This window comes from Phytobacter diazotrophicus (assembly GCF_052061655.1).
GTDB lineage: Bacteria > Pseudomonadota > Gammaproteobacteria > Enterobacterales > Enterobacteriaceae > Phytobacter > Phytobacter diazotrophicus.
In genome coordinates, this window is record NZ_CM125428.1 from 2,823,498 (window position 1) to 2,848,004 (window position 24,507).

19 protein-coding genes and 1 pseudogene are annotated in these 24,507 nt (G+C 53.4%); 6 read left to right on the forward strand and 14 right to left on the reverse strand.

The window, feature by feature from the left end:
• Window positions 1-3 precede the first annotated feature (3 nt).
• Window positions 4-1,017, reverse strand: a complete 1,014-nt coding sequence (locus tag ACS0RQ_RS13855) for a LacI family DNA-binding transcriptional regulator (RefSeq protein ID WP_271850423.1) — start codon at window positions 1,015-1,017, stop codon at window positions 4-6.
• A 316-nt stretch (window positions 1,018-1,333) separates the two neighbouring features.
• Between ACS0RQ_RS13855 and ACS0RQ_RS13860 the strand changes: the two genes are divergently transcribed.
• Both ACS0RQ_RS13860 and ACS0RQ_RS13865 read left to right on the forward strand, forming a co-directional pair.
• On the forward strand, window positions 1,334-2,530 hold the full coding sequence (locus tag ACS0RQ_RS13860; RefSeq protein ID WP_039079073.1) for an L-talarate/galactarate dehydratase: 1,197 nt from the start codon (window positions 1,334-1,336) through the stop codon (window positions 2,528-2,530).
• A gap of 578 nt (window positions 2,531-3,108) precedes the next feature.
• The gene (locus ACS0RQ_RS13865) at window positions 3,109-4,419 is read left to right on the forward strand and encodes an MFS transporter (protein WP_071194157.1); all 1,311 of its coding nucleotides are present in this window, start codon (window positions 3,109-3,111) and stop codon (window positions 4,417-4,419) included.
• A gap of 48 nt (window positions 4,420-4,467) precedes the next feature.
• On the opposite strand, the gene ACS0RQ_RS13870 is transcribed toward ACS0RQ_RS13865, so the two are convergent.
• From ACS0RQ_RS13870 to ACS0RQ_RS13895, 6 genes and pseudogenes are all read right to left on the reverse strand, one after another.
• Window positions 4,468-5,241 (reverse strand): amino acid ABC transporter ATP-binding protein, encoded by a 774-nt coding sequence (locus tag ACS0RQ_RS13870; RefSeq protein ID WP_039079075.1) that lies wholly within the window; start codon window positions 5,239-5,241, stop codon window positions 4,468-4,470.
• Window positions 5,225-6,148, reverse strand: a complete 924-nt coding sequence (locus tag ACS0RQ_RS13875) for an amino acid ABC transporter permease (protein WP_334633247.1) — start codon at window positions 6,146-6,148, stop codon at window positions 5,225-5,227. The genes ACS0RQ_RS13870 and ACS0RQ_RS13875 overlap by 17 nt, the downstream gene beginning before the upstream one ends.
• A 9-nt stretch (window positions 6,149-6,157) precedes the next feature.
• The gene (locus ACS0RQ_RS13880) at window positions 6,158-6,667 is read right to left on the reverse strand and encodes a GNAT family N-acetyltransferase (RefSeq protein WP_107223090.1); all 510 of its coding nucleotides are present in this window, start codon (window positions 6,665-6,667) and stop codon (window positions 6,158-6,160) included.
• A 10-nt stretch (window positions 6,668-6,677) separates the two neighbouring features.
• Window positions 6,678-8,939 (reverse strand): annotated as a pseudogene (locus ACS0RQ_RS13885) (NtaA/DmoA family FMN-dependent monooxygenase).
• A gap of 63 nt (window positions 8,940-9,002) precedes the next feature.
• Complete coding sequence (locus ACS0RQ_RS13890) at window positions 9,003-10,124, reverse strand: amidohydrolase (RefSeq protein ID WP_334633244.1); 1,122 nt, start codon at window positions 10,122-10,124, stop codon at window positions 9,003-9,005.
• Window positions 10,121-11,137: an LLM class flavin-dependent oxidoreductase gene (locus tag ACS0RQ_RS13895; protein WP_271850421.1), complete on the reverse strand. Its 1,017-nt coding sequence runs from the start codon at window positions 11,135-11,137 to the stop codon at window positions 10,121-10,123. The genes ACS0RQ_RS13890 and ACS0RQ_RS13895 overlap by 4 nt, the downstream gene beginning before the upstream one ends.
• Before the next feature lie 477 nt (window positions 11,138-11,614).
• On the opposite strand from ACS0RQ_RS13895, the gene ansP reads away from it, so the two are divergent.
• Complete coding sequence (gene ansP, locus ACS0RQ_RS13900) at window positions 11,615-13,111, forward strand: L-asparagine permease (protein ID WP_039079082.1); 1,497 nt, start codon at window positions 11,615-11,617, stop codon at window positions 13,109-13,111.
• 61 nt (window positions 13,112-13,172) lie between these two features.
• On the opposite strand, the gene yncE is transcribed toward ansP, so the two are convergent.
• Window positions 13,173-14,234, reverse strand: a complete 1,062-nt coding sequence (yncE, locus tag ACS0RQ_RS13905; protein WP_271850420.1) for a 7-bladed beta-propeller protein YncE — start codon at window positions 14,232-14,234, stop codon at window positions 13,173-13,175.
• A 258-nt stretch (window positions 14,235-14,492) separates the two neighbouring features.
• Here yncE and pqqU point away from each other — a divergent pair, with 258 nt between their 5' ends.
• Entirely contained in the window at window positions 14,493-16,607 is a 2,115-nt protein-coding gene (gene pqqU / locus ACS0RQ_RS13910) for a TonB-dependent receptor PqqU (RefSeq protein WP_271850419.1), read from the forward strand.
• 52 nt (window positions 16,608-16,659) lie between these two features.
• On the opposite strand, the gene ACS0RQ_RS13915 is transcribed toward pqqU, so the two are convergent.
• The 4 genes from ACS0RQ_RS13915 to ACS0RQ_RS13930 form a co-directional block, all read right to left on the reverse strand.
• A complete protein-coding gene (locus ACS0RQ_RS13915; RefSeq protein WP_271850418.1) occupies window positions 16,660-18,591 on the reverse strand; it encodes a methyl-accepting chemotaxis protein in 1,932 nt (643 codons plus the stop codon).
• Between the two features lie 198 nt (window positions 18,592-18,789).
• Window positions 18,790-19,446 (reverse strand): GntR family transcriptional regulator, encoded by a 657-nt coding sequence (locus ACS0RQ_RS13920; protein ID WP_271850417.1) that lies wholly within the window; start codon window positions 19,444-19,446, stop codon window positions 18,790-18,792.
• Between the two features lie 259 nt (window positions 19,447-19,705).
• The gene (curA, locus tag ACS0RQ_RS13925) at window positions 19,706-20,743 is read right to left on the reverse strand and encodes an NADPH-dependent curcumin/dihydrocurcumin reductase (RefSeq protein ID WP_271850416.1); all 1,038 of its coding nucleotides are present in this window, start codon (window positions 20,741-20,743) and stop codon (window positions 19,706-19,708) included.
• A 70-nt stretch (window positions 20,744-20,813) separates the two neighbouring features.
• Entirely contained in the window at window positions 20,814-21,386 is a 573-nt protein-coding gene (locus ACS0RQ_RS13930; RefSeq protein ID WP_271850415.1) for a helix-turn-helix domain-containing protein, read from the reverse strand.
• 38 nt (window positions 21,387-21,424) lie between these two features.
• Here ACS0RQ_RS13930 and ACS0RQ_RS13935 point away from each other — a divergent pair, with 38 nt between their 5' ends.
• Window positions 21,425-21,940: a GNAT family N-acetyltransferase gene (locus ACS0RQ_RS13935; RefSeq protein ID WP_039079089.1), complete on the forward strand. Its 516-nt coding sequence runs from the start codon at window positions 21,425-21,427 to the stop codon at window positions 21,938-21,940.
• The gene (locus tag ACS0RQ_RS13940; protein ID WP_107223082.1) at window positions 21,940-22,389 is read left to right on the forward strand and encodes a DMT family transporter; all 450 of its coding nucleotides are present in this window, start codon (window positions 21,940-21,942) and stop codon (window positions 22,387-22,389) included. Before ACS0RQ_RS13935 ends, ACS0RQ_RS13940 begins: the two co-directional genes overlap by 1 nt.
• A 1-nt stretch (window position 22,390) precedes the next feature.
• Here ACS0RQ_RS13940 and ACS0RQ_RS13945 read toward each other — a convergent pair whose 3' ends face one another.
• Complete coding sequence (locus tag ACS0RQ_RS13945; RefSeq protein ID WP_039079091.1) at window positions 22,391-22,624, reverse strand: DUF2526 family protein; 234 nt, start codon at window positions 22,622-22,624, stop codon at window positions 22,391-22,393.
• Between the two features lie 11 nt (window positions 22,625-22,635).
• A complete protein-coding gene (locus tag ACS0RQ_RS13950) occupies window positions 22,636-24,234 on the reverse strand; it encodes an ABC transporter substrate-binding protein (protein ID WP_334633238.1) in 1,599 nt (532 codons plus the stop codon).
• Window positions 24,235-24,507: the final 273 nt, after the last annotated feature.

The following is a 24,507-nucleotide window of genomic DNA, read 5'->3' on the forward strand; positions in this document are numbered from 1 at the left end:
GTGTTATGCCGAATCTCTTTCTACAAAATGAAATCCAATATCCACAATGGTTTCTTGCTGAGGCAGCCCTTCGATGCGATCCGCCAGCAGCGTAGCGGCACGTTGACCGATAACCTGCCTGTCGACGCTGACCGTTGTGATGGAGGGATGGGTATCGGCGGCAAAATCCAGATCGCCAAAGCCAATCACCGCCAGATCCTGTGGTACCCGTAATCCGCTGGCCTGCGCTTCGACAATCGCCCCCTGAGCAAGGGTATCCGAACTGCAAACAATGACATCGAAGCTGCCCCTTTTCAGCAAATCGCGAAGCCCCTGCCGCCCCGAGGCGAAACGCGCCGGGAGCGAGACATCCACAAAAGCGGGCTCGCGAATATCATTACGCGCCAGCGTCTCGCACAGTCCGCTTTTACGCAGCGCCGCACGATTATCCACCGTCCACAGCAAGCCGGGGCGTTTATAGCCTTTACGCAGCAAATAATCCGCCGTCGCCTCCCCCACTTTTTCATGGGAAAAGCCCACCAGCATATCCAACGGCGTGGGGGTGAGATCCCAGATTTCTACCACCGGTACGCTGGCATTGAGGATCACACGCTTTAATTCCGTTGAGTGGTGGATCCCTGTGAGGACAATACCGTCCGGACGACGTGATAAGAGCGTAGCCACCAGCTCCGCTTCCGTTTGCTGGGCGTAACCCGCCACACACAGCAGCATATGATAACCGCGTACCGCCAGCTCATCGCTTATCGACTGAATGGTATCGACAAACATGCTGTTATTGATCTGCGGGACCACAACGGCAATCAGTTTGCTGCGCCGGGACGCCAGCCCCCCCGCCAGCGCGTTGGGGATGTAGCCGGTGGCCTTGACCGCCGCGAGCACTTTTTCCACGGTTTTAGGACGCACCAGTTGCGGGGTGTTCAGTGCCCGGCTGACGGTCATTGATGACAACCCCGCCGCGCGGGCGACATCTTCTAATGTGGGGGCCCTGGGGGGCACAGGACGAGAGGTTTTCGACATGTAAACTCACAACGGCTTCTTTTTGTGACAGGGATTATAAGCGATTTGTTAGCTGAATTCGCTTCTCTCTCATTATTTTAATCAGCTTTAAAATCAGTAGATTAAGAACAGAATTATACCGCAATGTTAGCGATATCATTTAAAGTTAGACAATTTCACAAACTGTTTTGAAGTGTGAACCAGCACGGATAAAATCCCTCTTTGACCTCTCTTATTGTGATCGATTGTACATATTGACGGCAAAATGCTGGCGGTCTATTCTCAACTGAATTAAAAATGTTAGCGCAAACATTATTACCGTTCACAGGAGTCAATCATGACCGTAAGTGCGAATTCCGCTGCTGTAACCTATGCCAAAGCGCAGGGTGTTAAAACTGCTGCCGAAACCGGCGACCGTATCGAGTGGGTAAAACTCTCCCTCGCGTTCCTGCCGCTGGCTACCCCCGTAAGTGATGCGAAAGTGCTGACCGGTCGTCAGAAACCGCTGACCGAAGTTGCCATTATCATCGCGGAAATTCGCAGCCGTGACGGTTTCGAAGGCGTCGGTTTCAGCTACTCGAAACGTGCAGGCGGCCAGGGTATCTATGCTCACGCCAAAGAAATTGCCGATAATCTGCTGGGCGAAGACCCGAACGATATCGACAAAATTTACAGCAAACTGCTGTGGGCTGGCGCATCCGTAGGCCGTAGCGGTATGGCCGTACAGGCCATCTCCCCTATCGACATCGCGCTTTGGGATATGAAAGCAAAACGTGCCGGTCTGCCGCTGGCAAAACTGCTCGGTGCTCACCGTGATTCCGTGCAGTGCTACAACACCTCCGGCGGCTTCCTGCACACACCGTTGGATCAGGTTCTGAAAAACGTGGTGATCTCCCGTGAAAATGGCATCGGGGGTATCAAACTGAAAGTCGGTCAGCCGGACACCAAAGAGGATATCCGTCGTCTGACCGCCGTGCGTGAAGCGCTGGGCGATGATTTCCCGCTGATGGTTGACGCGAACCAGCAATGGGACCGCGAGACCGCCATTCGCATGGGGCGTAAAATGGAGCAGTTTAATCTGATCTGGATTGAAGAGCCGCTGGACGCCTACGACGTGGAAGGCCACGCCCAACTGGCCGCCGCACTGGATACGCCCATCGCGACCGGTGAAATGCTGACCAGTTTCCGCGAACACGAACAGCTTATTCTGGGCAACGCCAGCGACTTCGTTCAGCCGGATGCCCCACGCGTTGGCGGTATCTCTCCGTTCCTCAAAATCATGGATCTGGCCGCGAAGCATGGCCGTAAACTGGCCCCGCACTTTGCCATGGAAGTGCACCTGCACCTCTCTGCCGCCTACCCGCTTGAGCCGTGGCTGGAGCACTTCGAATGGCTGAACCCGCTGTTTAATGAGCAGCTTGAACTGCGCGATGGCCGCATGTACGTCTCCGACCGTCATGGGCTGGGCTTCACGCTGAGTGAACAAGCGCGCGCCTGGACTCAACTAAGCTGTGAATTTGGCAAACGTCCGTAACAGGTCATAAAGACGGGAGATATTCCCGTCTTTATTTATTGCAGCATGAAGACTGGCATATTTATGCCCCGCTGTTTCGCCATATTATTGTACTCCCGACGGAGCAGCGGTTTTTATTTCTCGTGCACGCAATATAAATAACCCGCTACAGTCACAGGTTGCGTCAACATCCTGATATTATCCCTGCTCGCCCTTTTAAATATATTTATTACGCTTATCCATTCGCCTTTAAAAAACAGCAGCCGATTAAGATCTTTTAATTTTACCCATAAATAAGAAATTGCAGAATATATGTGATCGCGAGGGCACATTTATACATTTATTATGGATCCGCTCTGGGTATTTTTATATAAATGTTAGCGCAAACATACATAAAGAAAAGGAGTGTTCCATGACCTTGAGTGCCTGTACTGGCGCCATCTTATGCCAAGAGACAACGTACCCACTCTGCCATAGCAACCGCGTGCTGCCGCTGGCTGGCCTGCTTGTCCGTTCGGTCAACGCCACGGAGTAAATAGCCGACAGGGCCATTCCCGTTTAATACACACGTCGGGGGAAACCTCGTCGAGGAATCGATTATGAGTAATGTTATTAAGCGCACCAGCGTGCGCCACGGTATTCTTATTTTCTTATTTCTGGCTACGGTATTTAACTATGCTGACCGCGCGACCCTTTCAGTGGTCGCCCCTATCATGAGTAAAGAATTAGGTTTTGATCCAGAAGCACTCGGACTGGCCTTTTCGGCATTCGGTATTTCGTATGTCATTATGCAAATCCCCGGCGGATGGCTGCTGGATAAATATGGTTCGCGCCTTGTTTATGGCTGCGCGTTAATTGGCTGGTCAATCGTCACCATGTTTCAGGGAACAATTTATCTTTTTGCCAGTCCGTTAATTGTATTGGTTATTTTGCGCCTGCTAATGGGGGCGATTGAAGCACCGGCCTTTCCGGCGAATAGCCGCCTGAGTGTGCAGTGGTTCCCCAATAAAGAGCGCGGTTTCGTGACGGCGGTTTATCAGGCCGCACAGTACATTTCGCTGGGGATTGTCACGCCGCTGATGACGCTTATCCTGCATAACATGAGCTGGCACTATGTGTTCTATTACATAGGCGCTATCGGCGTGGTGCTGGGAATTGTCTGGCTGGCGAAAATTCGCGACCCGCTACAACACAAGAAAATCAACCAGCAGGAGCTGGATTATATCCGCGAAGGCGGCGGCGAACCGGAACTGGGTAATGCGAAGAAATCGGAAAAGATTTCCCTTGCTCAGATCAAAAGCGTCTGTGTGAATCGCATGATGATCGGCGTGTATATCGGTCAGTTCTGCGTAACGTCTATTACCTGGTTCTTCCTGACCTGGTTTCCAACCTATTTATATCAGGCAAAAGGGATGTCGATTCTCAAGGTCGGGTTTATTGCCAGTATTCCGGCGATCGCCGGGTTTATTGGCGGCCTGATGGGCGGTGTGTTTTCTGACTGGTTATTAAAACGCGGTTACAGCCTGACCACTGCGCGCAAATTCCCGGTTATCTGCGGCATGTTGCTCTCCTGTGTGATTGTGGTGGCAAACTACACCCAGTCAGAAGTGGTGGTCATTGCCGCCATGAGTCTGGCCTTCTTCGCTAAAGGCTTCGGTAATTTAGGCTGGTGCGTACTGAGCGATACCTCGCCGAAAGAAGTGCTGGGCATCGCGGGTGGCGTCTTTAATATGTGCGGCAACCTGGCCAGTATTATTACGCCTCTGGTGATTGGGGTGATTCTCTCCAGTACCCAGTCGTTTGATTACGCCATTTTGTATGTGGGATCGATGGGCTTAATTGGCCTGTTCTCTTATCTGTTTATTGTCGGTTCGCTGGAGCGTATTCAACTTACGCCTTCCGCCGCCTGAGAATAAACGTACGCTGCTTCGCATCCGGCGAAGCAGCATTTTCGTCTCTCACAACACCTTCGATAAAAACTGTCTTGTCCTTGGGTGCTGAGGATGGTTGAGCACAGTGTCGCTGTCGCCCTGCTCCACAATTTTGCCATCTACCATAAACACCACCTGATCCGCGACTTCGCGGGCAAAACCGATCTCGTGCGTAACCACTACCAGGGTTGTACCGGAACGGGCCAGCTTTTTGATGACATCCAGTACTTCGCCAACCAGTTCCGGATCCAGCGCAGAGGTGGGTTCATCGAACAGCATTACCCGTGGGCGCAGCGCCAGCGCGCGGGCAATGGCAATACGCTGCTGCTGCCCGCCGGAAAGATGGCGTGACCAGGCATCCGCTTTATTGCGTAGCCCTACCACATCGAGCAACTGATACGCCTGCTCAATGGCCTCTTTGCGACTGAGCTGCTGATGGGCTATCGGCGCTTCAATCAGGTTTTCCAGTACCGTGAGGTGCGGGAACAGATTGAAGTTCTGAAACACATAGCCCACGTTTACCCGCTGGCGCAGGATCTCGCGCTCTTTCAGCTCATAGAGCTTATCCCCTTTGCGGCGATAGCCAATATAGTCGCCATCAATCTGAATAAAGCCTTCATCGACACGCTCCAGATGATTAATGGTGCGCAAAAGCGTCGATTTGCCGGAGCCGGAAGGTCCGAGAATCACGGTCACGGTGCCTGGAGGGATCTCAAGCGACACATCATCCAGCGCCTTATGGCGACCAAAATATTTGCTGACGCCGGTAATCGAAATATGACCATTAAGAGAGGCTGGCATGAATCGGCTCCTGTGGTTGCGCGACACGGACAGGTGTCGTAGCCCGCACCCGGCGGGAATTGACGGCGGAGCGACGTTCGCTGCGCGCCAGCCAGCGTTCAACCAGATGCTGAATCACCGACAGCACGCTGGTGATCACCAGATACCACACGGCACCCACCATCAGTAGCGGGATCACCTCCTGGGTGCGGTTGTAGATCATCTGAATGGTGTAGAACAGCTCCGGCATCGCCAGCACATAGACCATCGCCGTTCCCTTAGCGAGGCTGATAATTTCATTAAAACCGGACGGCAAAATGGTCCGCAGCGCCTGCGGCAGAATAATGCGCAGGGTGCGTCGCCAGGCAGGAAGCCCTAATGCGGCGGCGGCCTCATACTGCCCGTGATCGACCCCTAAAAAACCACCACGAATGATTTCCGCAGTATAGGCGCTTTGCACCAGCGTCAGGCCAACCACCGCCGTGGAAAATTGCCCCAGCACATTCACCGTTTCGTAGTGCGCCCAGCTCAGTTGCGTAAACGGAATACCAATCGTCAGCGTGTCGTAGAGATAAGAGAAGTTGTAGAGAATAATCAGTACCACAATCAGCGGCAGTGAACGAAACAGCCAGATATAGCTCCACGCCAGGCTGCTCAACAGCCAGGAGCTGGACAACCGCGCCAGCGCCAGCACGCCGCCAAAGATAACGCTTAATGCCGTACCGAGTAGCGTTAATAACAGCGTCTGACCCAGACCTTCCAGGATCACGGGATCAAAGAACCAGCGGGCAAAAACGCGCCACTCCCAGCGTGGGTTAAAGGCGACGGACTGGACCACAATCGCCAGTACGATCAACGCGATAACAGCCCCGACGATCCGCATTGGGTAGCGTGCCGGGACGACTTTGATAGACTCTGTCGTTTTCATGTTTATCCCTCAGGCAGTTTTACTGAGCGTGTCGACCGCTAAGGTCTTGGTAAACCGCAGGCGGCCATCGAACGGTGGCTGGCTGTACTCCTCCGGGTCGCGCGTCAGATCGAACTGCGCTTCATACCCCTGGCGAAGATAGAGCTGCACCGCTTCCGGCTGACGAAAGCCGGTGGTCAGAAAGATGCGGCTGTAGCCCGCCAGCACCGCGCGCCGTTCCAGTTCGGCCACCACTCTACTGGCCAGCCCCTGCTTGCGCAGGGTGTGTTGTGTCCAGATGCGTTTGATTTCCGCCGTGTGGGCATCTTTCGGTTTGTACGCGCCGGTGGCGATAATCGCCCCGTCACGCTCCAGCACAATAAATAGCCCCTGCGGAGGCAGATACCACTCCGTCAGTTCCACCTCGGCATCTTTAGAAAAATAATCGCCATAACGGGCGGCATATTCGCCAAACAGACCGGCTATCACGGGCTGTAATTCCGGTGCGTCGGGGGAGATATCACGGAAACGTTCGCTCATCTGCGCCTCCTTAGTCGCCCAATCCGGCGGGGTTGATTTCTGAGGTCGGGATCTTCTCAACGCCCTCACCCCAGCGATTGAGCACTTTTTCGTAGTCGCCATTTTTAATGACGCCATTAAGCGCAACCTGTACCGGCTCCACCAGGCCGCTGCCTTTTTTCAGCGTGACCGCAATATGCGCCGCTTTCGGCCAGCCGCCGTCCACGCTGCCTACCAGACGGGTTTTATTGGTCAGCGCGGCTTTCCAGGCGCCAATCACATTCGGGCCAAAGAAGGCATCCGCACGACCGGACTGCAATGCCAGCGTCTGGGCGGCATCATCTTTGGTGTAGACAGGGGTGAACGGTTTGAGCCCTTTCTTTTCGTTTTCCGCATTCCATGCCAGCAGAATGGCCTCCTGATTGGTGCCGGAGCCGACGATAATACGCAACCCGGCGATGTCCTCTGCCTTCTCAATGGCTTTGATCGGGCTACTGGATTTCACGTAAAAGCCGAGGGAATCTTTGCGGTAGGTGGCGAAATCAAACTTCTCTTTGCGCGCTTTGGTGACGGTGATATTGCTGATTGCCGCATCATATTTGCCGGAGGTCACCCCGAGTGGCCAGTCCTCCCAGGAGGTCGGCACCACATTCAGTTCCAGACCGAGGCTGTCGGCAACCAGACGGGCGATATCCACCTCACTGCCGAGCAGGGTTTTGTTGTCATCAGAAAAGACCGTCAGCGGCGGCGAGTTAAGGGCGGCCACCGCCACCGTAAATTTGCCCGGTACCGCCAGATGATAATCTTTCGGCAAGCGGGCCACCGCGTCGGCATTGCGCGGCGTGTTAATGGGCGTTTTGTTGGCTTCAAGGCTAACGCCGGTGCCGTTAATCGTGACGTCATTGGCCCAGACCAGCGGCGTGAACGCCAGTGTCACTGCGAGGAGAAGCGATGATTTCTGCATAGCGTATTCTCTTTATTGTTTTGTGAATTGATTCGCAGGTTGTTGTAAGCCAAGACTTTCGCGCAGGGTCGTGCCGGGATAGGCCTTACGGAACAGACCGCGAGACTGCAAAATCGGCACCACGGTATCGACAAAGCGCGGGAAGGTATCCGGCGTACCGCCCTGGATGATAAAACCGTCGGCTGCCCGCTCGTCGAACCACTGTTGCAGGCCGTCTGCCACCTGCTCCGGGGTGCCGGCAAAACGCGGGCGCGGTGAGGCCGCCTCCAGCGCCACCTGACGCAGCGTTAAGTGGCGCTCACGGGCATGACGTTTGATTTCATCGGTGGTACTGCGAAAACTGTTTTGCCCCAGAGTGCCAATGTCCGGGAAAGGTTCATCCAGCGGGTATTGACTAAAATCGTGGTGTTCGAAATAACGGCCAAGGTAATTGAGCGCATCCTGAATGGAGACCAGCGCTGCGGTGGTCTGATATTGCTGCTCAACGTCCTGCGCATTATCACCGACAATCACGCTGACGCCCTGGAAGATATGTAATTCATCTTCGCGACGGCCATTTTTAATCAGTTGCGCTTTGACATCGCGATAAAAATGTTTGGCCTCGTCGAGCGTCTCGTGGTGGGTGAAAATCGCATCGGCGTGTCGTGCCGCTAATTTCTTGCCATCATCAGATGCGCCCGCCTGAAATATAATGGGTCGTCCTTGTGGCGTGCGGCCAATATTCAGTGGCCCGGCGACCTGAAAAAAATCGCCACGATGATTAAGCGTATGCAGTTTTTGCGGGTCAAAGAATTGCCCTGTCGCTTTATCGCGAATAAAAGCATCCTCTTCCCAGGAGTCCCAAAGTCCTTTCACCACGTCCAGATATTCATCGGCGATGCGATAACGCAGCGCATGTTCCGGGTGCTGCTGGCGAGAAAAGTTTTTTGCCGAGCCCTCCAGCGGCGAGGTGACGACGTTCCAGCCCGCGCGCCCGTTGCTTAAATGGTCGAGGCTGGCAAACTGACGCGCCACGGTAAAAGGTTCGCTATAGGAGGTCGATAACGTGCCAACCAGCCCTAAATGGCGGGTGACGCTCGCCAGTGCCGATAATACGGTGATGGGTTCAAAACGGTTTAGAAAATGAGGAATGGATTTTTCATTAATATATAAGCCATCGGCGACAAATAAAAAATCGAGTTTTCCCTCTTCGGCTTTTAATGCCGTTTCCTGAACAAAAGCAAAATTAATACTGGCGTCGGCTTTGGCTGCCGGGTGTCGCCACGCGGACATATTTCCGGATGCGCCATGCAATATGGTGCCAAGGCGCAGTTGACGAGCTTGTGACATAATCCATCCTCATTTTCAGGCAACAGGTTCCCCGGAGCTGTCGCCCCAGGTTGTTTTATTCCGTTATGGCTGGAGTAAGGCTTTTTCAGCCAGCAACGCGAAATAGCGCGCGGCGTCTTCAATTAATGCTTCATCAGGATTAAACGACGGATGATGCAAGCCATATTCACTGGCGCTGCCAATACTGACAAACGCGCCGGGAATATGTTCGAGATAGACGGCAAAATCTTCCCCGCCCATATGCAACTGTGCGACCTGCGTGTCATAGCCGTGCCAGTCCGCAACGTCGCGGGTAAAGGCGGCCCAGCGTTCATCGTTAACCAGCGCCGATGGGCCTTCGAACCAGCGCACGGTGATCTCTGCATCAAAGGCGCGGGCCAGTCCGGCAGCGATATCATTGACGCGCACCTTCACTTTTTCACGCACCTCACTGCGGTGGGTACGCAGCGTGCCTTCCAGTTCGACCTGCTCCGGCAGCACATTCCAGGTATTACCGCCCTGCATCCGGGTAACACTCAATACCACCGAATCCAGGGTATCCACATTCCGGCTGGCGATGGTTTGTAGCGCGACCACAAGCTGGCTGGAGAGCAGGATGGCGTCATTACCTTCATGGGGACGCGCGGCGTGCGCCCCTTTACCGCCAACCTGCACGACAAAGCGGTCAACGTTGGCATAAAACGGACCGCCGCGCGTGGCGAACGTGCCCACGGGCAGGCCAGGCTCATTGTGCATGCCAAAAATAGCGCTGACACCGTTTAGCAAGCCTGCCTGAATGAGCCGCTTTGCGCCGCCGAAATTCTCTTCCGCAGGCTGGAAGATCAGCCGCACGCGTCCCGGTAAAGCGGATTCTTTCTCTTTTAGCAACAGTGCCGCGCCGAGCATGACACTGGTATGGATGTCGTGGCCACAGGCATGCATCACCCCTTTATTGCGCGAGGCATAAGGCACATCGACCGCCTCTTCAATCGGTAAGGCATCAATGTCCGCACGCAGAGCAATCACCTTGTCGCCGCTGCCCACCTCCGCGACCACGCCCGTAGGCAAAGTGGTGGGTACTAAGCGCAGCCCGGCATTTTCCAGCCAGTGGCTTACCCGGCGGCTGGTTTCAAACTCCTGTAAAGACAGTTCCGGGTACTGATGCAACTCACGCCGCCAGTCAATCAATTGTTGAGCAAAACTCATTGCGCCACCTCCTGGATAACCGTGCTCTGCCGCCAGGATTCACTCAGCAGGCGCAATGAAGCAATACGCGCATTGGGGTCAACCAACGGGTTATCAAGAATGAACTCATCCACGCCAAATTCCGCTGCCAGCGCATCCAGCCCGGCCAGCACAGTTTCTGCACTGCCTTTAATCAGCGACGGTTCCCGGCGGAAAATTCGTACCGCCGGACTTCCGGCCTGACGCGCGAAGGCCTGTGCCTGGGCTTCGCTGGCAACGCTGACCCGTTGACCGTTTTCCAGTTCAACACCCCAAATCTCCACCTGCTGCGCCAGCCGTTCGGCATCGTTTTGCGTGTCGGCCACAATAACCTGCACGGCGACAATCAGGTCGCGCTGGCTTAGCGCTCGCCATAGCGTGACAACGTCACGTAGCAATATTCTGTCACCATTGAGATGGGCCGCAAAAACGAAATTCCAGTCGAGTTTCGCCGCCAGGCGCGCGCTCTCAAGGCTCGCGCCGAGCAGAAACCCCTGCGCACGTTCTGTGGGAAGCGGCGTGGCCGCCAGAGATTCCGCATCGGCAGTAGCCTGCTTCGCGTTAAGCCAGTTATCCAGCTCACCGAGTTGGTCGGCAAAACTCCCCTTATCTTCCGGGTTCAATCCTCGCTGTAATGCGCGTGTGGACAGAGGCAGTCCGCCCGGCGCTTTACCGATACCGATATCGATACGGCCAGGAGCCAGAGAAGCCAGCACGTTGAAGTTTTCCGCGACTTTATAGGGGCTGTAGTGTTGCAACATGACGCCGCCGGAGCCGATGCGGATCCGCTGCGTTTGTCCGGCAATCCAGGCGATAAGCAGTTCAGGGGATGGGCTGGCGAGTTGGGATGTATTGTGGTGTTCCGCAATCCAGAAGCGGTGAAAGCCGCCTCTTTCAGCCTGTTGCGCCAGTTGTAACGTACGGTTCAGTGCATCCTGTGCGGTTTCATTTTCCGCAATCGGGCTTTTATCCAGCAAACTCAGACGATAAGACATGCAGCACGCTCTTATTGGGTAACATGTCTGCATTATTGGAATGGGCTTACGGCCTTGTGAAACAATTAATTTACATTAAATAAGCAAAAAATTTGCAAAGTAGCCCCCACAGAGGGACGGTAGTCATTATTTGCGCTTATGAATAAGCCCGTATTCCCCTGTGCCGTGCAACCTCGCTGACATCGTCTTTCCTTTTGCATGCTTAGTCATTTCTGCCGTCTTTTTCGCCATATTGAATCAGTTAAACTGTCAAGTAACACTTACGTCACAAATTCAACTCATACCCATCGTTTTTTCGTCTGGTATGTTTTGCGTCGCCAAAAAAATGCAGGTAGGATGCTGCGCCATGTTGTGTCTTATTCATACGTAGAATGATTGAAAAGACAGAACGCTTTCCCAACAGAGCAAACGATTGTCTTGCTGCTCTGTGGGGTCGAGGAAGTTCCAAAAGATTCAGACAGGTCAACGGGTAACGCAATGAAAACAACCAACAACAACGCGGCGGAGCATCAGGCCGCGAAACGACGCTGGTTAAACTCTCACGAGGAGGGTTATAACAAAGCGATGGGCAACCGCCACGTACAGATGATCGCTATCGGCGGCGCAATCGGAACGGGGTTATTCTTAGGCGCCGGAGCGCGTCTGCAGATGGCGGGGCCATCACTGGCGATCGTGTATCTGGTTTGTGGTCTTTTCTCTTTCTTCATCTTACGTGCACTGGGTGAGCTGGTATTACACCGCCCTTCCAGCGGCAGTTTCGTCTCGTATGCCCGTGAATTTATGGGTGAAAAAGCGGCCTACGTCGCCGGTTGGATGTATTTCGTAAACTGGGCGATGACCGGTATCGTGGATATCACCGCCGTTGCGTTATATATGCATTATTGGGGTGCGTTTGGCGATGTACCGCAATGGGTATTTGCCCTTGGTGCGCTCGCCATCGTCGGGACCATGAATATGATCGGCGTGAAGTGGTTCGCTGAAATGGAGTTCTGGTTCGCGCTGGTCAAAGTACTGGCCATTGTCGCTTTCCTGGTTGTCGGGACTATTGTCCTGGGCTCCGGTAAACCGCTGGACGGCAACGCGACGGGTTTCCATCTGATCACCGATAATGGCGGCTTCTTCCCCCACGGTCTGCTCCCTGCGCTGGTCCTGATCCAGGGCGTAGTTTTCGCCTTTGCCTCTATCGAGTTTGTCGGTACCGCAGCCGGTGAATGTAAAGACCCGGAAAAAACCGTACCGAAAGCGATCAATAGCGTTATCTGGCGTATCGGCCTGTTCTACGTTGGTTCCGTGGTGCTGCTGGTTCTGTTGCTGCCGTGGATGGCGTATCAACCGGGGCAGAGTCCGTTTGTGACCTTCTTCTCCAAACTGGGCGTGCCGTACATGGGCGACGTGATGAATATCGTGGTCCTGACCGCTGCGCTGTCGAGCCTGAACTCCGGCTTGTACTGCACGGGGCGTATCCTGCGTTCCATGTCGATGGGGGGTTCCGCGCCTAAGTTCATGTCCAAAATGAACAAACAGCACGTACCGTACGCGGGGATCCTCGCGACCCTGGCGGTCTACGTTGTGGGCGTGTTCCTGAACTATCTGGTTCCGGCACAGGTGTTTGAAATCGTTCTTAACCAGGCGTCTGTGGGCATCATCGCGTCGTGGGGCTTTATCGTGCTCTGCCAGATGCGTCTGCGCAAAGCCATCAAACAAGGCAAAGCGGCGGAAGTCAGCTTTAAAATGCCTGGGGCACCGTTCACCTCCTGGTTAACGCTGATGTTCCTCTTCTCTGTGCTGGTTCTGATGGCGTTTGACTACCCGAACGGTACCCTGACCATCGGTTGTCTCCCACTGCTGATTGTGCTGCTGGTGATTGGCTGGTTCGGTGTGCGTAAACGCGTAGCGGAAATTCACAGCACCGCGCCGGTCGTGGCTGACGCTACCGCTGCTCCCACTGAGCTTGTAGAAGAAACCGCGAAATAATCTGACGTGTAAAAATAAAAGCCAGCCAGGTATGCCACCGGCTGGCTTTTTTTATGCGTGCTTAGAGGGCAATACGGATGATGTCGTCCGGCTCTGTGGCCTCTTTCTCTTTGCTGGACGCCTGTTTCACGCTGACATAGAGCGTCTGGCCATCGGCGGAGAGCGCCAGGCTGTTCGGATGCGTTGGCGTATCGAAGGTTTTCACCACCTTATAGGTTTTGCCATCAATCACGCTGACTTTGCCCGCCTGACGATGGGTGACATACGCTTCGTTACGCGTCGGGTTAAACAGCACCGCCAGGGATTCCGGCGCGGCGATCTTTTGCAGTACAGCCCCATTACGCAGATCAACGACCAGAACCTCAGGCGTTTTGGAGTCGGTAATAAAGGCGCGATGGCCTGCGGTGTCCAGGCTCAGATTCAGATAGAAGTGTTCTTTACCGTCATCCTGCAATTTCTTACGCGTCACAATTTTGTGGGTGGCGGTGTCGATAGTCAGCAATTCCCCGTCACCGTTGGTGGTATACAGGCGTTTTGCCGCCGCATCGATGGCCAGACCCGTACTGAATTTGCCGGTCCCCGTAATGGTGTATTTGAGCGTCATGGTTTCGCCATTTACCGCCCAAATCACACTCTCATTGCCGATACCGCTGATGTAAACGGTATTAGTCGTTTCATCCACCACCAGTTCACGCGGCTGCAGCGGACGCACAGTTTCACTGCGCTTACGGTCATCGAGAACCAGGCGCCCTTTCACATCACCCGTTTTCGCGTCAATGGCAGTGACGGCGCCGTTAGTGGTATTACCCACCCACAGGGTTTGCGTCCGGGAGTTAATGGCAGCACCGAACGGCTTGAGATCGTTATGGACAGCCAGCGTCACGTCCAGTGAAAGTGGGTCCAGACGGTAGACCACGCCGCCTTTATCGGTTTTACGGCTCTGTGAGGTAGCCACCCACAGCGCGTTGTCCTGTTGGCTCCAGGCCATTTCGTAGGCACCTTTAGCGACCGGTTTACGCAGCATCTCTTCGCTGGCCTGGGCGTGAAATGTCCCGGCCAGCAGCAGTGAACCTAACAACAGTGAACGACGCAGACATGGCGCAGATAAATGACGTAAAAACATGACGACTCCCTTTGATAAACAAATATAGTTTTGCTTCACATGCTTCCATGACGCCAGGGTCATAGCCCTGCCTTATTAATTGAGAATAGTAATCATTATTACGTGCAATGTGGAGCATTAAATCTGTTTTTACTGTCATCGGCGGTAACGTCTACACTTTTTGTTAACGTAATGTGCCCTTAAAGTTTTCATGAATTGTTAAAGATATTAACATTACGCCATGTTCCCATTTGGTTCGTTTCTTATTCTGGTCAATTTATGAATATTTTTGCCCTTTCAAGAACAGCGTTTCCAGCGCTGTTACTTCCGGTCATCTACGCGCCTGCCGTGCTGGCGGCCGACAATGAACAAACGATGATCGTCAGCGCGACACCCCGCACAGTTTCAGAACTCGACACCCCGGCGGCTATCAGTGTCGTGAACGGCGACGATATTCGTCAGGCCACGCCCCAAATCAACCTCTCGGAATCGCTGGGCGGCGTGCCTGGCTTACAGGTGCAAAATCGCCAGAACTATGCGCAGGATTTACAGCTCTCCATTCGCGGTTTTGGTTCCCGCTCGACCTACGGCGTGCGCGGTATCCGCATGTATGTCGACGGTATTCCTGCCACCATGCCGGACGGACAGGGGCAAACCTCGAATATCGATCTCACCAGCGTAGAGAGTATCGACGTCCTGCGCGGCCCTTTCTCTGCACTCTACGGCAATGCATCTGGCGGTGTAGTGAATGTGACCACCCAGACGGGCCGTCAGCCAACGGAACTTGAAGCCAGCAGTTATTACGGCAGTTACGGAAGCTGGCGTTATGGCACTAAAGCCAGCGGTGCGGTGGGCGATGGCACACAGCCAGGCGATGTGGATTACACGGTCTCCTCGACCCGTTTTGTCACCCATGGCTATCGCGATCGCAGCGGTGCGCGTAAAAATCTCGCCAATGCCAAACTGGGTGTGCGTATCGACGAGGCCAGTAAGCTGACGCTGATTTTCAACAGCGTGGACATCAAGGCGAACGATCCGGGCGGTCTCACAAAAGAGGAGTGGCACGATAACCCGCGTCAGTCACCGCGTGCCGTGCAGTACGACACGCGCAAAACGGTTAAACAGACACAGGCCGGGTTGCGTTATGAGCGCCAGCTCAGCGCGCAGGATGATGTGAGTGTCATGATGTACGCCGGGGAGCGTGAAACCACCCAGTACCAGTCAATTCCTCGCGGCCCCCAGTTGAACCCACAGCACGCCGGGGGCGTGATCGACCTGACCCGCCATTACCAGGGGATCGATACTCGCTGGACCCATCGCGGCGAACTGTTGGTACCGGTGACTATCACCAGCGGGTTGAATTACGAAACCATGAGCGAGCAGCGCAAAGGCTATGAAAACTTTGTGATGGTCAATGGCGCGCCGGATTATGGTCGCGAGGGGAACTTGCGTCGTAACGAACGTAACCTGATGTGGAACGTCGACCCTTATGTGCAAACCCGTTGGCAGTTGACCGATAAGCTGTCGCTGGATGCGGGTCTGCGTTATAGCTCGGTCTGGTTTGATTCAAACGATCACTATATTACGGCAAGCAATGGCGATGACAGCGGTGATGCCAGCTATCACAAATGGCTGCCTGCCGGGTCGCTGAAATATGCGCTGACCGATAGCTGGAATCTCTATGCGGCGGCGGGGCGTGGTTTTGAAACGCCTACCATTAACGAGCTCTCTTACCGTTCTGGCGGGCAAAGTGGACTCAATTTTGCCCTTAAACCGTCGACAAACGATACCGTCGAAATCGGCAGCAAAACTCGCGTGGGTTATGGGTTGCTCAGTGCAGCACTCTTTCGTACCGATACCGATAACGAAATTGTCACCGATACCAGTAGCGGCGGACGCACCACTTATAAAAACGCCGGCAAAACCCGCCGCCAGGGCGCGGAGCTGGCGCTCGATCAGCAATTCGCCGGAAACTGGCGGGCAAAACTGGCGTGGACGTATCTGGATGCGACCTACCGCAGCGACGTCTGCGGCGACAGTAATTGCAACGGCAACCGGATCCCCGGTATCGCGCGCAATATGGGCTTTGCATCACTGGGCTATGTTCCCGAACAAGGCTGGTATGCGGGTGCGGATGTGCACTATATGAGTGATATCGCCGCTAATGACGAAAACACGGCAACCGCACCGTCCTGGACGGTGGTCGGCCTGAATACCGGCTATAAATTTAACTACGGTAACTGGATGATGGATGTGTTCGGGCGCGTGGATAATCTGTTTGATCGTGAATATGTGGGATCGGTGATTGTTAACGAATCCAATAACCGTTACTACGAACCGGCGCCGGGGCGCAATTATGGCGTAGGTTTGTCGGTTGCCTATCGCTTTGAGTGATGGCGGTTGAATAACCAGAGGCCCTCTTTTTGCAAAGCGGGCCTCTGTTCTATCAGAAGGTCGTCCAGCCGTCGTCGCTGGTCACCTCAGCCGGTTTACGCGGCGTTGAGACTGGCGGCTGCGGCCTGGCAGGCGTCGATGATTTTACCGGCGCCGCGCCCGACTCAAGACGGAATGTCGCAACCAGTTGCTCCAGGCGTAACGCCTGCTCTTCCAGAGAACCTGCTGCGCTTGACGACTCGCTCACCAGGGCGGCGTTTTGCTGCGTGGTACTGTCCAGTTCACCCACCGCGCGGGCAATTTGTTCAATCCCGCGGCTTTGCTCCTCAGAGGCAGAAGAAATTTCACCCATGATGTCATTAACACGGGTGACCGACTGCACCACTTGCCCCATCGTTTCCCCGGCCTTAGCCACCAGTTCACTGCCGGTATTGATGCGTGACACCGACTCGGTAATCAGTTGCTCGATATCTTTCGCCGCCTGGGAACTGCGCTGAGAGAGGCTACGCACTTCACTGGCAACCACCGCAAAGCCGCGCCCCTGCTCTCCCGCACGGGCTGCTTCTACCGCCGCGTTAAGTGCAAGAATGTTGGTCTGAAAGGCAATACTGTTGATGACCGCGGTAATGTCGGCAATTTTGTTTGAGCTGTTGTGGATATCACTCATCGTTTTCACCACATCGCGCATCACGTTGCCACCTTCGCTGGCCGTGTTCGAGGCCTGCGCCGCAAGCCTGCTGGCATTACGCGCGTTATCCGCGTTGTTTTTCACCGTCGCGGTTAACTCTTCCATACTGGCCGCCGTTTGCACGACGGCAGCAGCCTGTTGCTCTGTCCGGGAAGAGAGATCGGTATTGCCTTCGGCAATTTCCGTTGCCGCACGGGAAACCTGCGCCACGCTATTACGAACGTCAAAAATCATCTCGCGAAGGCGGCTATTCATACGCCCCATTGCAGCGGTGAGTTTGCCCAGTTCGTCGTCGCTTTGCGCGGTAATCTGCGAACTGAGATCGCCACTGGCGATACGCTCGGCCAGCGCCAGGTTATGAACAACAGGGCGGGTGATCTGACGAATAATCCACCACGAGACAATAACGCCAATCAGAATGGCAATAATGCCGATAATGGCCGCTGTGGTACTCGAGTTATCGGCCAGTGCGTCATTGTAAGTTTTTACGCTCGCGATCACTTTTTTGATATCTGCGCTGCTGTCATCCCCGGCGACTTTAACTTTATCCTCAGCCGTTTTGATCGCCTGAACCGCAGTAAAATAGTTGATGCTCAGGTCGCGATAACGGGCGGTTTCATCCCACAATGCCTGCATCGGAGAAAGCAGCTCAGCCGGAAGCTGGCCTGAAAGCGTTTGTACCCCAGCCTGCGCTTTGTTGAAGCGATCATCGAGAATATCGCGCGTCTCTTTCGTCGGGCTAAAACGCACCATTAACGCGGCATCGCGCACCCCTCCGATGGCAATCAGTTGATCAAAAATCCGGGCGCTTAATGCGTTATCAGCCACAGGTGTGGAGATGAGTGTACTAAAGCGCGCACGCTTATCGTCTGCTCCGAGCTGGTCCAGGTTCTCGCGAACGGATTTCATGGCGTTTGTCGCCTGCTGCATTTCCGCAGACCCCGCCTCAAAGTTAGCCAGATGGCCTGCCAGCGTATGCAACAGCGCGCTCTCGTCATCATTCCATGACATTTCACCCGCACTGGCGGTGAGCTGCGACGCATGTTTTACATAGTCGGACATGATCGGACCGGCTTTCTCATCGCCATAAAGATACTTCAGGCGGTTAATCTTGGCCTGGAAGACCTCAATGTTAACGCTATAAATCAGGTTAGTTTTTGCGTAGACATTGCGGATCTCTTTAAACCGCAATACGCTCAGAACGGTAGCAATGGCAACCAGAAAAAGCACAATACCAAAGCCGACAGACAGCTTCTTACTGATAGTAATATTTCTCAACCCCTGGCTAAAAGACATCCCAAACTCCTTGCGTCACATCAATGTTAGCGCTCAACTTAGCACTCATCGATTATCGGCAGGCAGCCCAGGGAGTTAAGAAGGAAAATCGCTGAAGACAAAAAACGTGATGATGATGCTCCCCTTTGCCAAATTTTTGGTGGGGAGCATTTAAAAATCATCAAATTGCACTGAATGATTTCAAGACTAAACTATCACTCAGCTATTGAACTGCTTTAACAGTATGACTGCGCCATCATCAATGGTGCGGTATATTGCTTTTTCGCAACCGTTTTCGTCGCCTTTCTCGAATGCGGATAATAAATCGCCATAATCATATCCGCGCGATAACTCAGGTGATGAAGGATAAAGATAATTAAAGCATGGGCCAATACGAACCCATAATTGTTCAATTATTGCGGCAAGCGTTGGCATTTCCGCATAGTGATATACAGCAAACCGAAATACGCGATTTGACTGCAAAGTCAATTCAGTATTTCCTGTTTTTGCCGCCTCACTAAAAGCCTCGGCAAGAATACGCAATTCATGAACTTTACCTGCCGTCATATTTTTGCAGGCAGCGCGTACAGCCATACCTTCAAGCTTTTTGCGAATATCACTAATTTCTATGAATCGCGCCTTACCCACGTCCGGAACAAGGAATGCTTGCGCAGGAGTAGCATGAAGAGCACCTGCGGAAACAAGACGCAGTAATGCTTCCCTGACAGGCGTAATACTGGTTCCTAATTGATCTGCAATTTCTTTCGTGATGAGCCGGGCGCCAGGTTTAAGCGCACCAATAATAAGCGCACTCTTTAGACTGGCTTCTACCTGCATAGTAAGGCTCGTCCGCTGCGCTTTTTCCAAATCAAGCATGTGATTGTGTCCCGTCCAAATTCTTATTTATTTTCAGCCTGGTAGCGTGTCGGTGAACATAATTTGCAAAGATATATTATGTATAATCATGCCTGGTATTGGATTGACGCGTAAAGTTAGAACAAAATGTTATTTTTTATGCACAACTACCAGGAACCGTTACCGATAAGGTCGTCGATTCCTTATGCTTGTATAATTAAAGACGTTTTTTAAAATTTTGCACGTATTATGATGACGGTTTTCACCGCCACCACCATTTTTAGTCATCCTCGCCGACGCGAATCACAACTTTACCGAAGTTTTTCCCGGCAAGTAAGCCAATAAAGGTCTCTGGTGCGCTTTCAAGTTCGTCAGTGATTTGCTCGCGATAATGGATTTTCCTCTCTTTAACCCACTGCGACATGTCACGCTGAAATTCGTTGATGCGGTGACCATAATCCTGGCTAATAATAAACCCCTGCAAGCGAATTCTTTTTTTCAGGAGCGTCCCCATTAATAACGGGATACGATCCGGACCATCCGGCAAAGAGGTCGCATTATAACCACTAATCAGCCCGCACAACGGAATTCGTGCTGCAGTATTCAATAATGGCAATACCGCATCAAATACCTTGCCGCCGACATTTTCGAAATAAATATCGATGCCTTGTGGACAGGCTTTCGCCAGTTGTTCGGCAAAATCGCTGGCATGGTGATCGATACAGGCATCAAAACCAAGTGTATCTACAGCATGACGACATTTTTCACTGCCGCCAGCGACGCCCACAACCCGGCACCCTTTGAGTTTACCTATCTGGCCGACCGTCGCCCCTACCGGACCTGTAGCCGCAGCAACGACCAACGTCTCTCCCGATTTCGGCTGTCCGATATCCAGTAACCCCATATAGGCAGTGAAACCCGGCATCCCGAGCACACCGAGCGACCACGAGGGATGTTCAGGGTTCTCGCCGAGTTTGATGAGTCCTTCACCGCCGGAAATCTCGTAATCCTGCCAGCCGCTGTAGCCCAACACCCAATCGCCTTCGTGGAAATCGTTATGCTGTGACTGTACGACGCGACTGATGGTAGCGCCGCACATGACACCATCAACCGGCACCGGCGGACTGTAAGATGGCGCATCGCTCATCCTGCCGCGCATATAGGGGTCAAGTGAAAGGTAGACGGTTCGCAGCAGCACCTGACCTTCGCCTGGGGTGGCAATGGTATCTTCTTCAAGCCGAAAATTGTCGACTGTCGGTGCGCCCTTTGGCCTTGAGGCCAGAACCCAACGGCGGTTGCGGTCATGTTGTTGTTTCATGTTGCTCTCCTGTTCCCATGAAAAGTTCTATTGATACTAGTCGTGGAAAACAGGAGATGCACATTCATTGTTAACCGCCTGGATTAAGGCGCACTACCAGGTAGCGACAGGATGTGTCGGTTTCATTAATGAAGCGACAGTCGTTCGGCGGGCCGAGCTCCAGGCAATCCCCCGCTTTCATTTCATGGCGCGTATCACCTTCCATAAAGACCAGTTCCCCCTCCTGCAACCAGATCAATTGCCTGGCAAGTGCGTAGGAAGAGGCTGGCATCGGGATATTGCTGCCAGCGGGTAAATCGATTTGCACAAGGTCGATGGGCAGATCGCTGCGCGGCGAGATATGCCGGCGCAAATAATGCGTCTGTGGGTCGCGCCAGACGGGCTGGTCGGCAAAGCGCAATAGCTTACCCTCTTGCATCTCAGCGCGTGCAATCAGGGTAGACATGCTAATGCCAAAAGCCCCGGATAAGCGGGCAAGCAGAGTCGCCGTAGGGCTACTTTCCCCGCGTTCAATCTTATGGATCATGGCGCGCGAGACGCCAGCGCGTTCGGCCAGTTCGCTAAGCGACCAGCCTCGTGATTCCCGTTCAACGCGAATTCGCGCACTGATCCGTTGATTTATGTTGTCTGTAATAGTATTCATATCGTAATACTATAGTGTACAACCACTGAGGTTCAACCATGAATATTCGTTACGCCAGTAAAGACGATTGCGCGGCAATTGCAGAGATCTACAATCACGCCGTCGTGCACACTGCGGCCATCTGGAATGACAAAACTGTTGACGTGGATAACCGGATTGCCTGGTTCGAAGCACGTGCGCTACTGGGTTATCCCGTACTGGTAAGCGAAGAAGGTGACGTTGTCACTGGCTATGCGTCGTTTGGCGACTGGCGCGCGTTCGACGGTTTCCGTCACACGGTCGAGCATTCTGTCTACGTCCATCCGGATCACCAGGGTAAGAAAATCGGTCAGGCGCTGATGGCGCGACTGATTGACGAGGCTAAACGCGTTGGCAAACATGTGATGGTTGCAGGCATCGAGTCGCAGAACCATGCCTCTATCCATTTGCATGAGAAACTGGGTTTCACCGTCACTGCGCAGATGCCGCAGGTGGGCACCAAATTTGGCCGCTGGCTGGATCTGACGTTTATGCAGTTGCAACTGGATCAGCGCCAGGACCCGGACGCCATCTGATGAATCAGACCCTTACCCTCTGCTTTCTGGTTGCCGCCGGCATTGGCCTGGTGGTGCAAAACACCCTGATGGTGCGCATCACCCAGTCGTCGTCCACTATATTGATCGCGATGTTGCTGAACTCGCTGGTGGGGATCGTTCTGTTTGTCAGTATCTTGTTGGTAAAACACGGACTGTCCGGCTTTAGCGAACTGGTGGCAACCGTCCGCTGGTGGACGTTGATCCCCGGTCTGCTCGGTTCGTTTTTTGTCTTCGCCAGTATCAGCGGCTATCAGTATGTGGGGGCCGCCACTACCATTGCCGTGTTGGTAGCCAGTCAGTTGATTGGAGGGCTGGTGATGGATGTGGTCAGAAGTCAGGGAGTGGCACTCAAAGCCCTGATTGGCCCGGTATGCGGTGCGGTTCTGCTGGTGATTGGCGCCTGGCTGGTTGCCAGACGCCAGTTCTGATTTACAGGATACTGCCACCTTTGGTGAGCTGCTCGCGTCGCGCTTCCATATCCTCTTTATGCTGACGACCATGCTGCGAGATGGCGTGACGCAGGCGCTGTTGCTGGGTATAACGCTCTTCCCGGCTCAGCGCGCTATCATCGCTCAGTGCAATCAGCAGCTCGTTCATATTTGCAATCACGCTTTGTGCAATGGTTTCGTCCACGCGGGCGATTACCTCATCCAGATGCGACATGCCTACCTCTGTTAATTCAGTTTTGCTTTCGAAAAATCACTACCCATTAAGCTCACGCTATAACCTGTGACATTACTGCGTGTGGCATAGAAGGTTTTACCGTTCGCCAGCGCAATCCACGGCGTCTGCTGATAGAAGACCTCTTGTGCCTGACCATAAAGCCCGGCGCGTTTTGCCGGATCGCTGGTCAGTTTAGCCTGCAGTACCGGGCCATCATACGCTTTATCGCACCAGCGTGCGGCATTCGAACCGCTTTTCACGCTGGCGCAGCTTAACAGGGTGTCGGCAAAGTTATCCGGGTCGCCATTATCCGACATCCAGCCAAACAGCGCGGTATCATGCTCACCGCGACGCATCCCGGCCAGATATTCGCCCCACTCATAAGAGACAATTTTCGCTTTCACGCCCACTTTCGCCCAGTCGCTCTGGATCATCTCCGCAATGCGGCGTGAGTTCGGGTTGTACGGACGCTGTACCGGCATGGACCAGATGGTCGTTTCAAAGCCCTTCTCCAGCCCGGCCTGTTTCAGCAGTGCTTTGGCTTTCTCCGGATCGTAGCCGTAATCTTTCAGATCTTTTTTGTAGCCCAGCATGTTCGGCGGCAGCGGTGATTTCGCCACGGTACCCGACCCCAGGAAGACCGCATCGACAATCGCTTTTTTCTCAGTAGCGTAATTCAACGCCTGACGCACCAGGACATTATCAAACGGTTTTTTCTCGGTGTTAAACGCCAGATAGCCAACGTTCAGCGCATCGATAGTGTGAAGGGTCAGATCTTTATTGCCTTTAATCTGCTCAAACTGAACCGGCGCAGGCGCCGGGATAATCTGACACTCGTTGGTTTGCAGTTTCGCCAGACGGGTCTGGACATCCGGTGTGATGGCAAAAATCAGGTGTTTTGTCGGCACCTCGCCGTCCCAGTAGTTGGGGTTTGCGAGATAGCGGATTTGCGCGTCGGTTTTGTATTGCTGTAAGACATACGGGCCCGTACCGATCGGCCAGTTGTCGACATTCTCCGGCGTCCCTTTTTTCAGCATGGCGTCGGCATATTCCGCCGAGAGGATGGAGGCGAAGTCCATTCCCCAGTCGGCAAGAAACGCGGCGTTAGGCTCACTCAAAACAAACTGAACGTGATAGTCATCAACCTTTTTGACATCCTGAATCAGTTTATCCAGCCCAACATCGCTGAAATATTCGTAATTTCCTTTCGAAACATTATGATAAGGATGGTTAGGGTCTTTCTGACGCATAACGGAGAAAATAACGTCATCCGCATTAAAATCGCGGGTCGGTTTAAAGTATTTATTGCTGTTAAATTTGACGCCCTGACGCAGCGTAAAGGTGTATGTTTTCCCGTCCGGCGAGATTGTCCAGGCGGTGGCCAGTGACGGAATCGGGGTGTTTTTCACCGGATCGAAGTTCACCAGGCGGTTATACAGCACCTGTGAACTGGCGACAAACGATGGGCCAGAGCTGGCGATTTGCGGGTTGAACGATTCTGGCGAGGCTTCGGAGCAATAGACAAGGGTGTCATTGTTTGCCGCCCACACGGCGCCTGCAGGTAACAGCGTGCTCAGCGCCAGCGCGAGCAGGGATTTCCTTGCGAACATAGATTCGGGCCTTATTTATTATTTGGAGTATTAATCTCAGCACAGCAGAAGTGAACTGGCAAATAACGAATCACTATCAGGTTATTCTAATCCAGTTGTTTTTGCTGAATTTTCCAGCAAAATTAAATTTATCATTCAACTTAAACGAACTTCTTGCCGTCAAGGTTTATGAGATGGTCTCAATGCGTCGAGAATTCAATGGTTTTGCGCTCTCTTCTGCCGTTTGTTTGTGATGACATTGCGTACAGTAGACGCGTGAAAAAGTCTATGGGA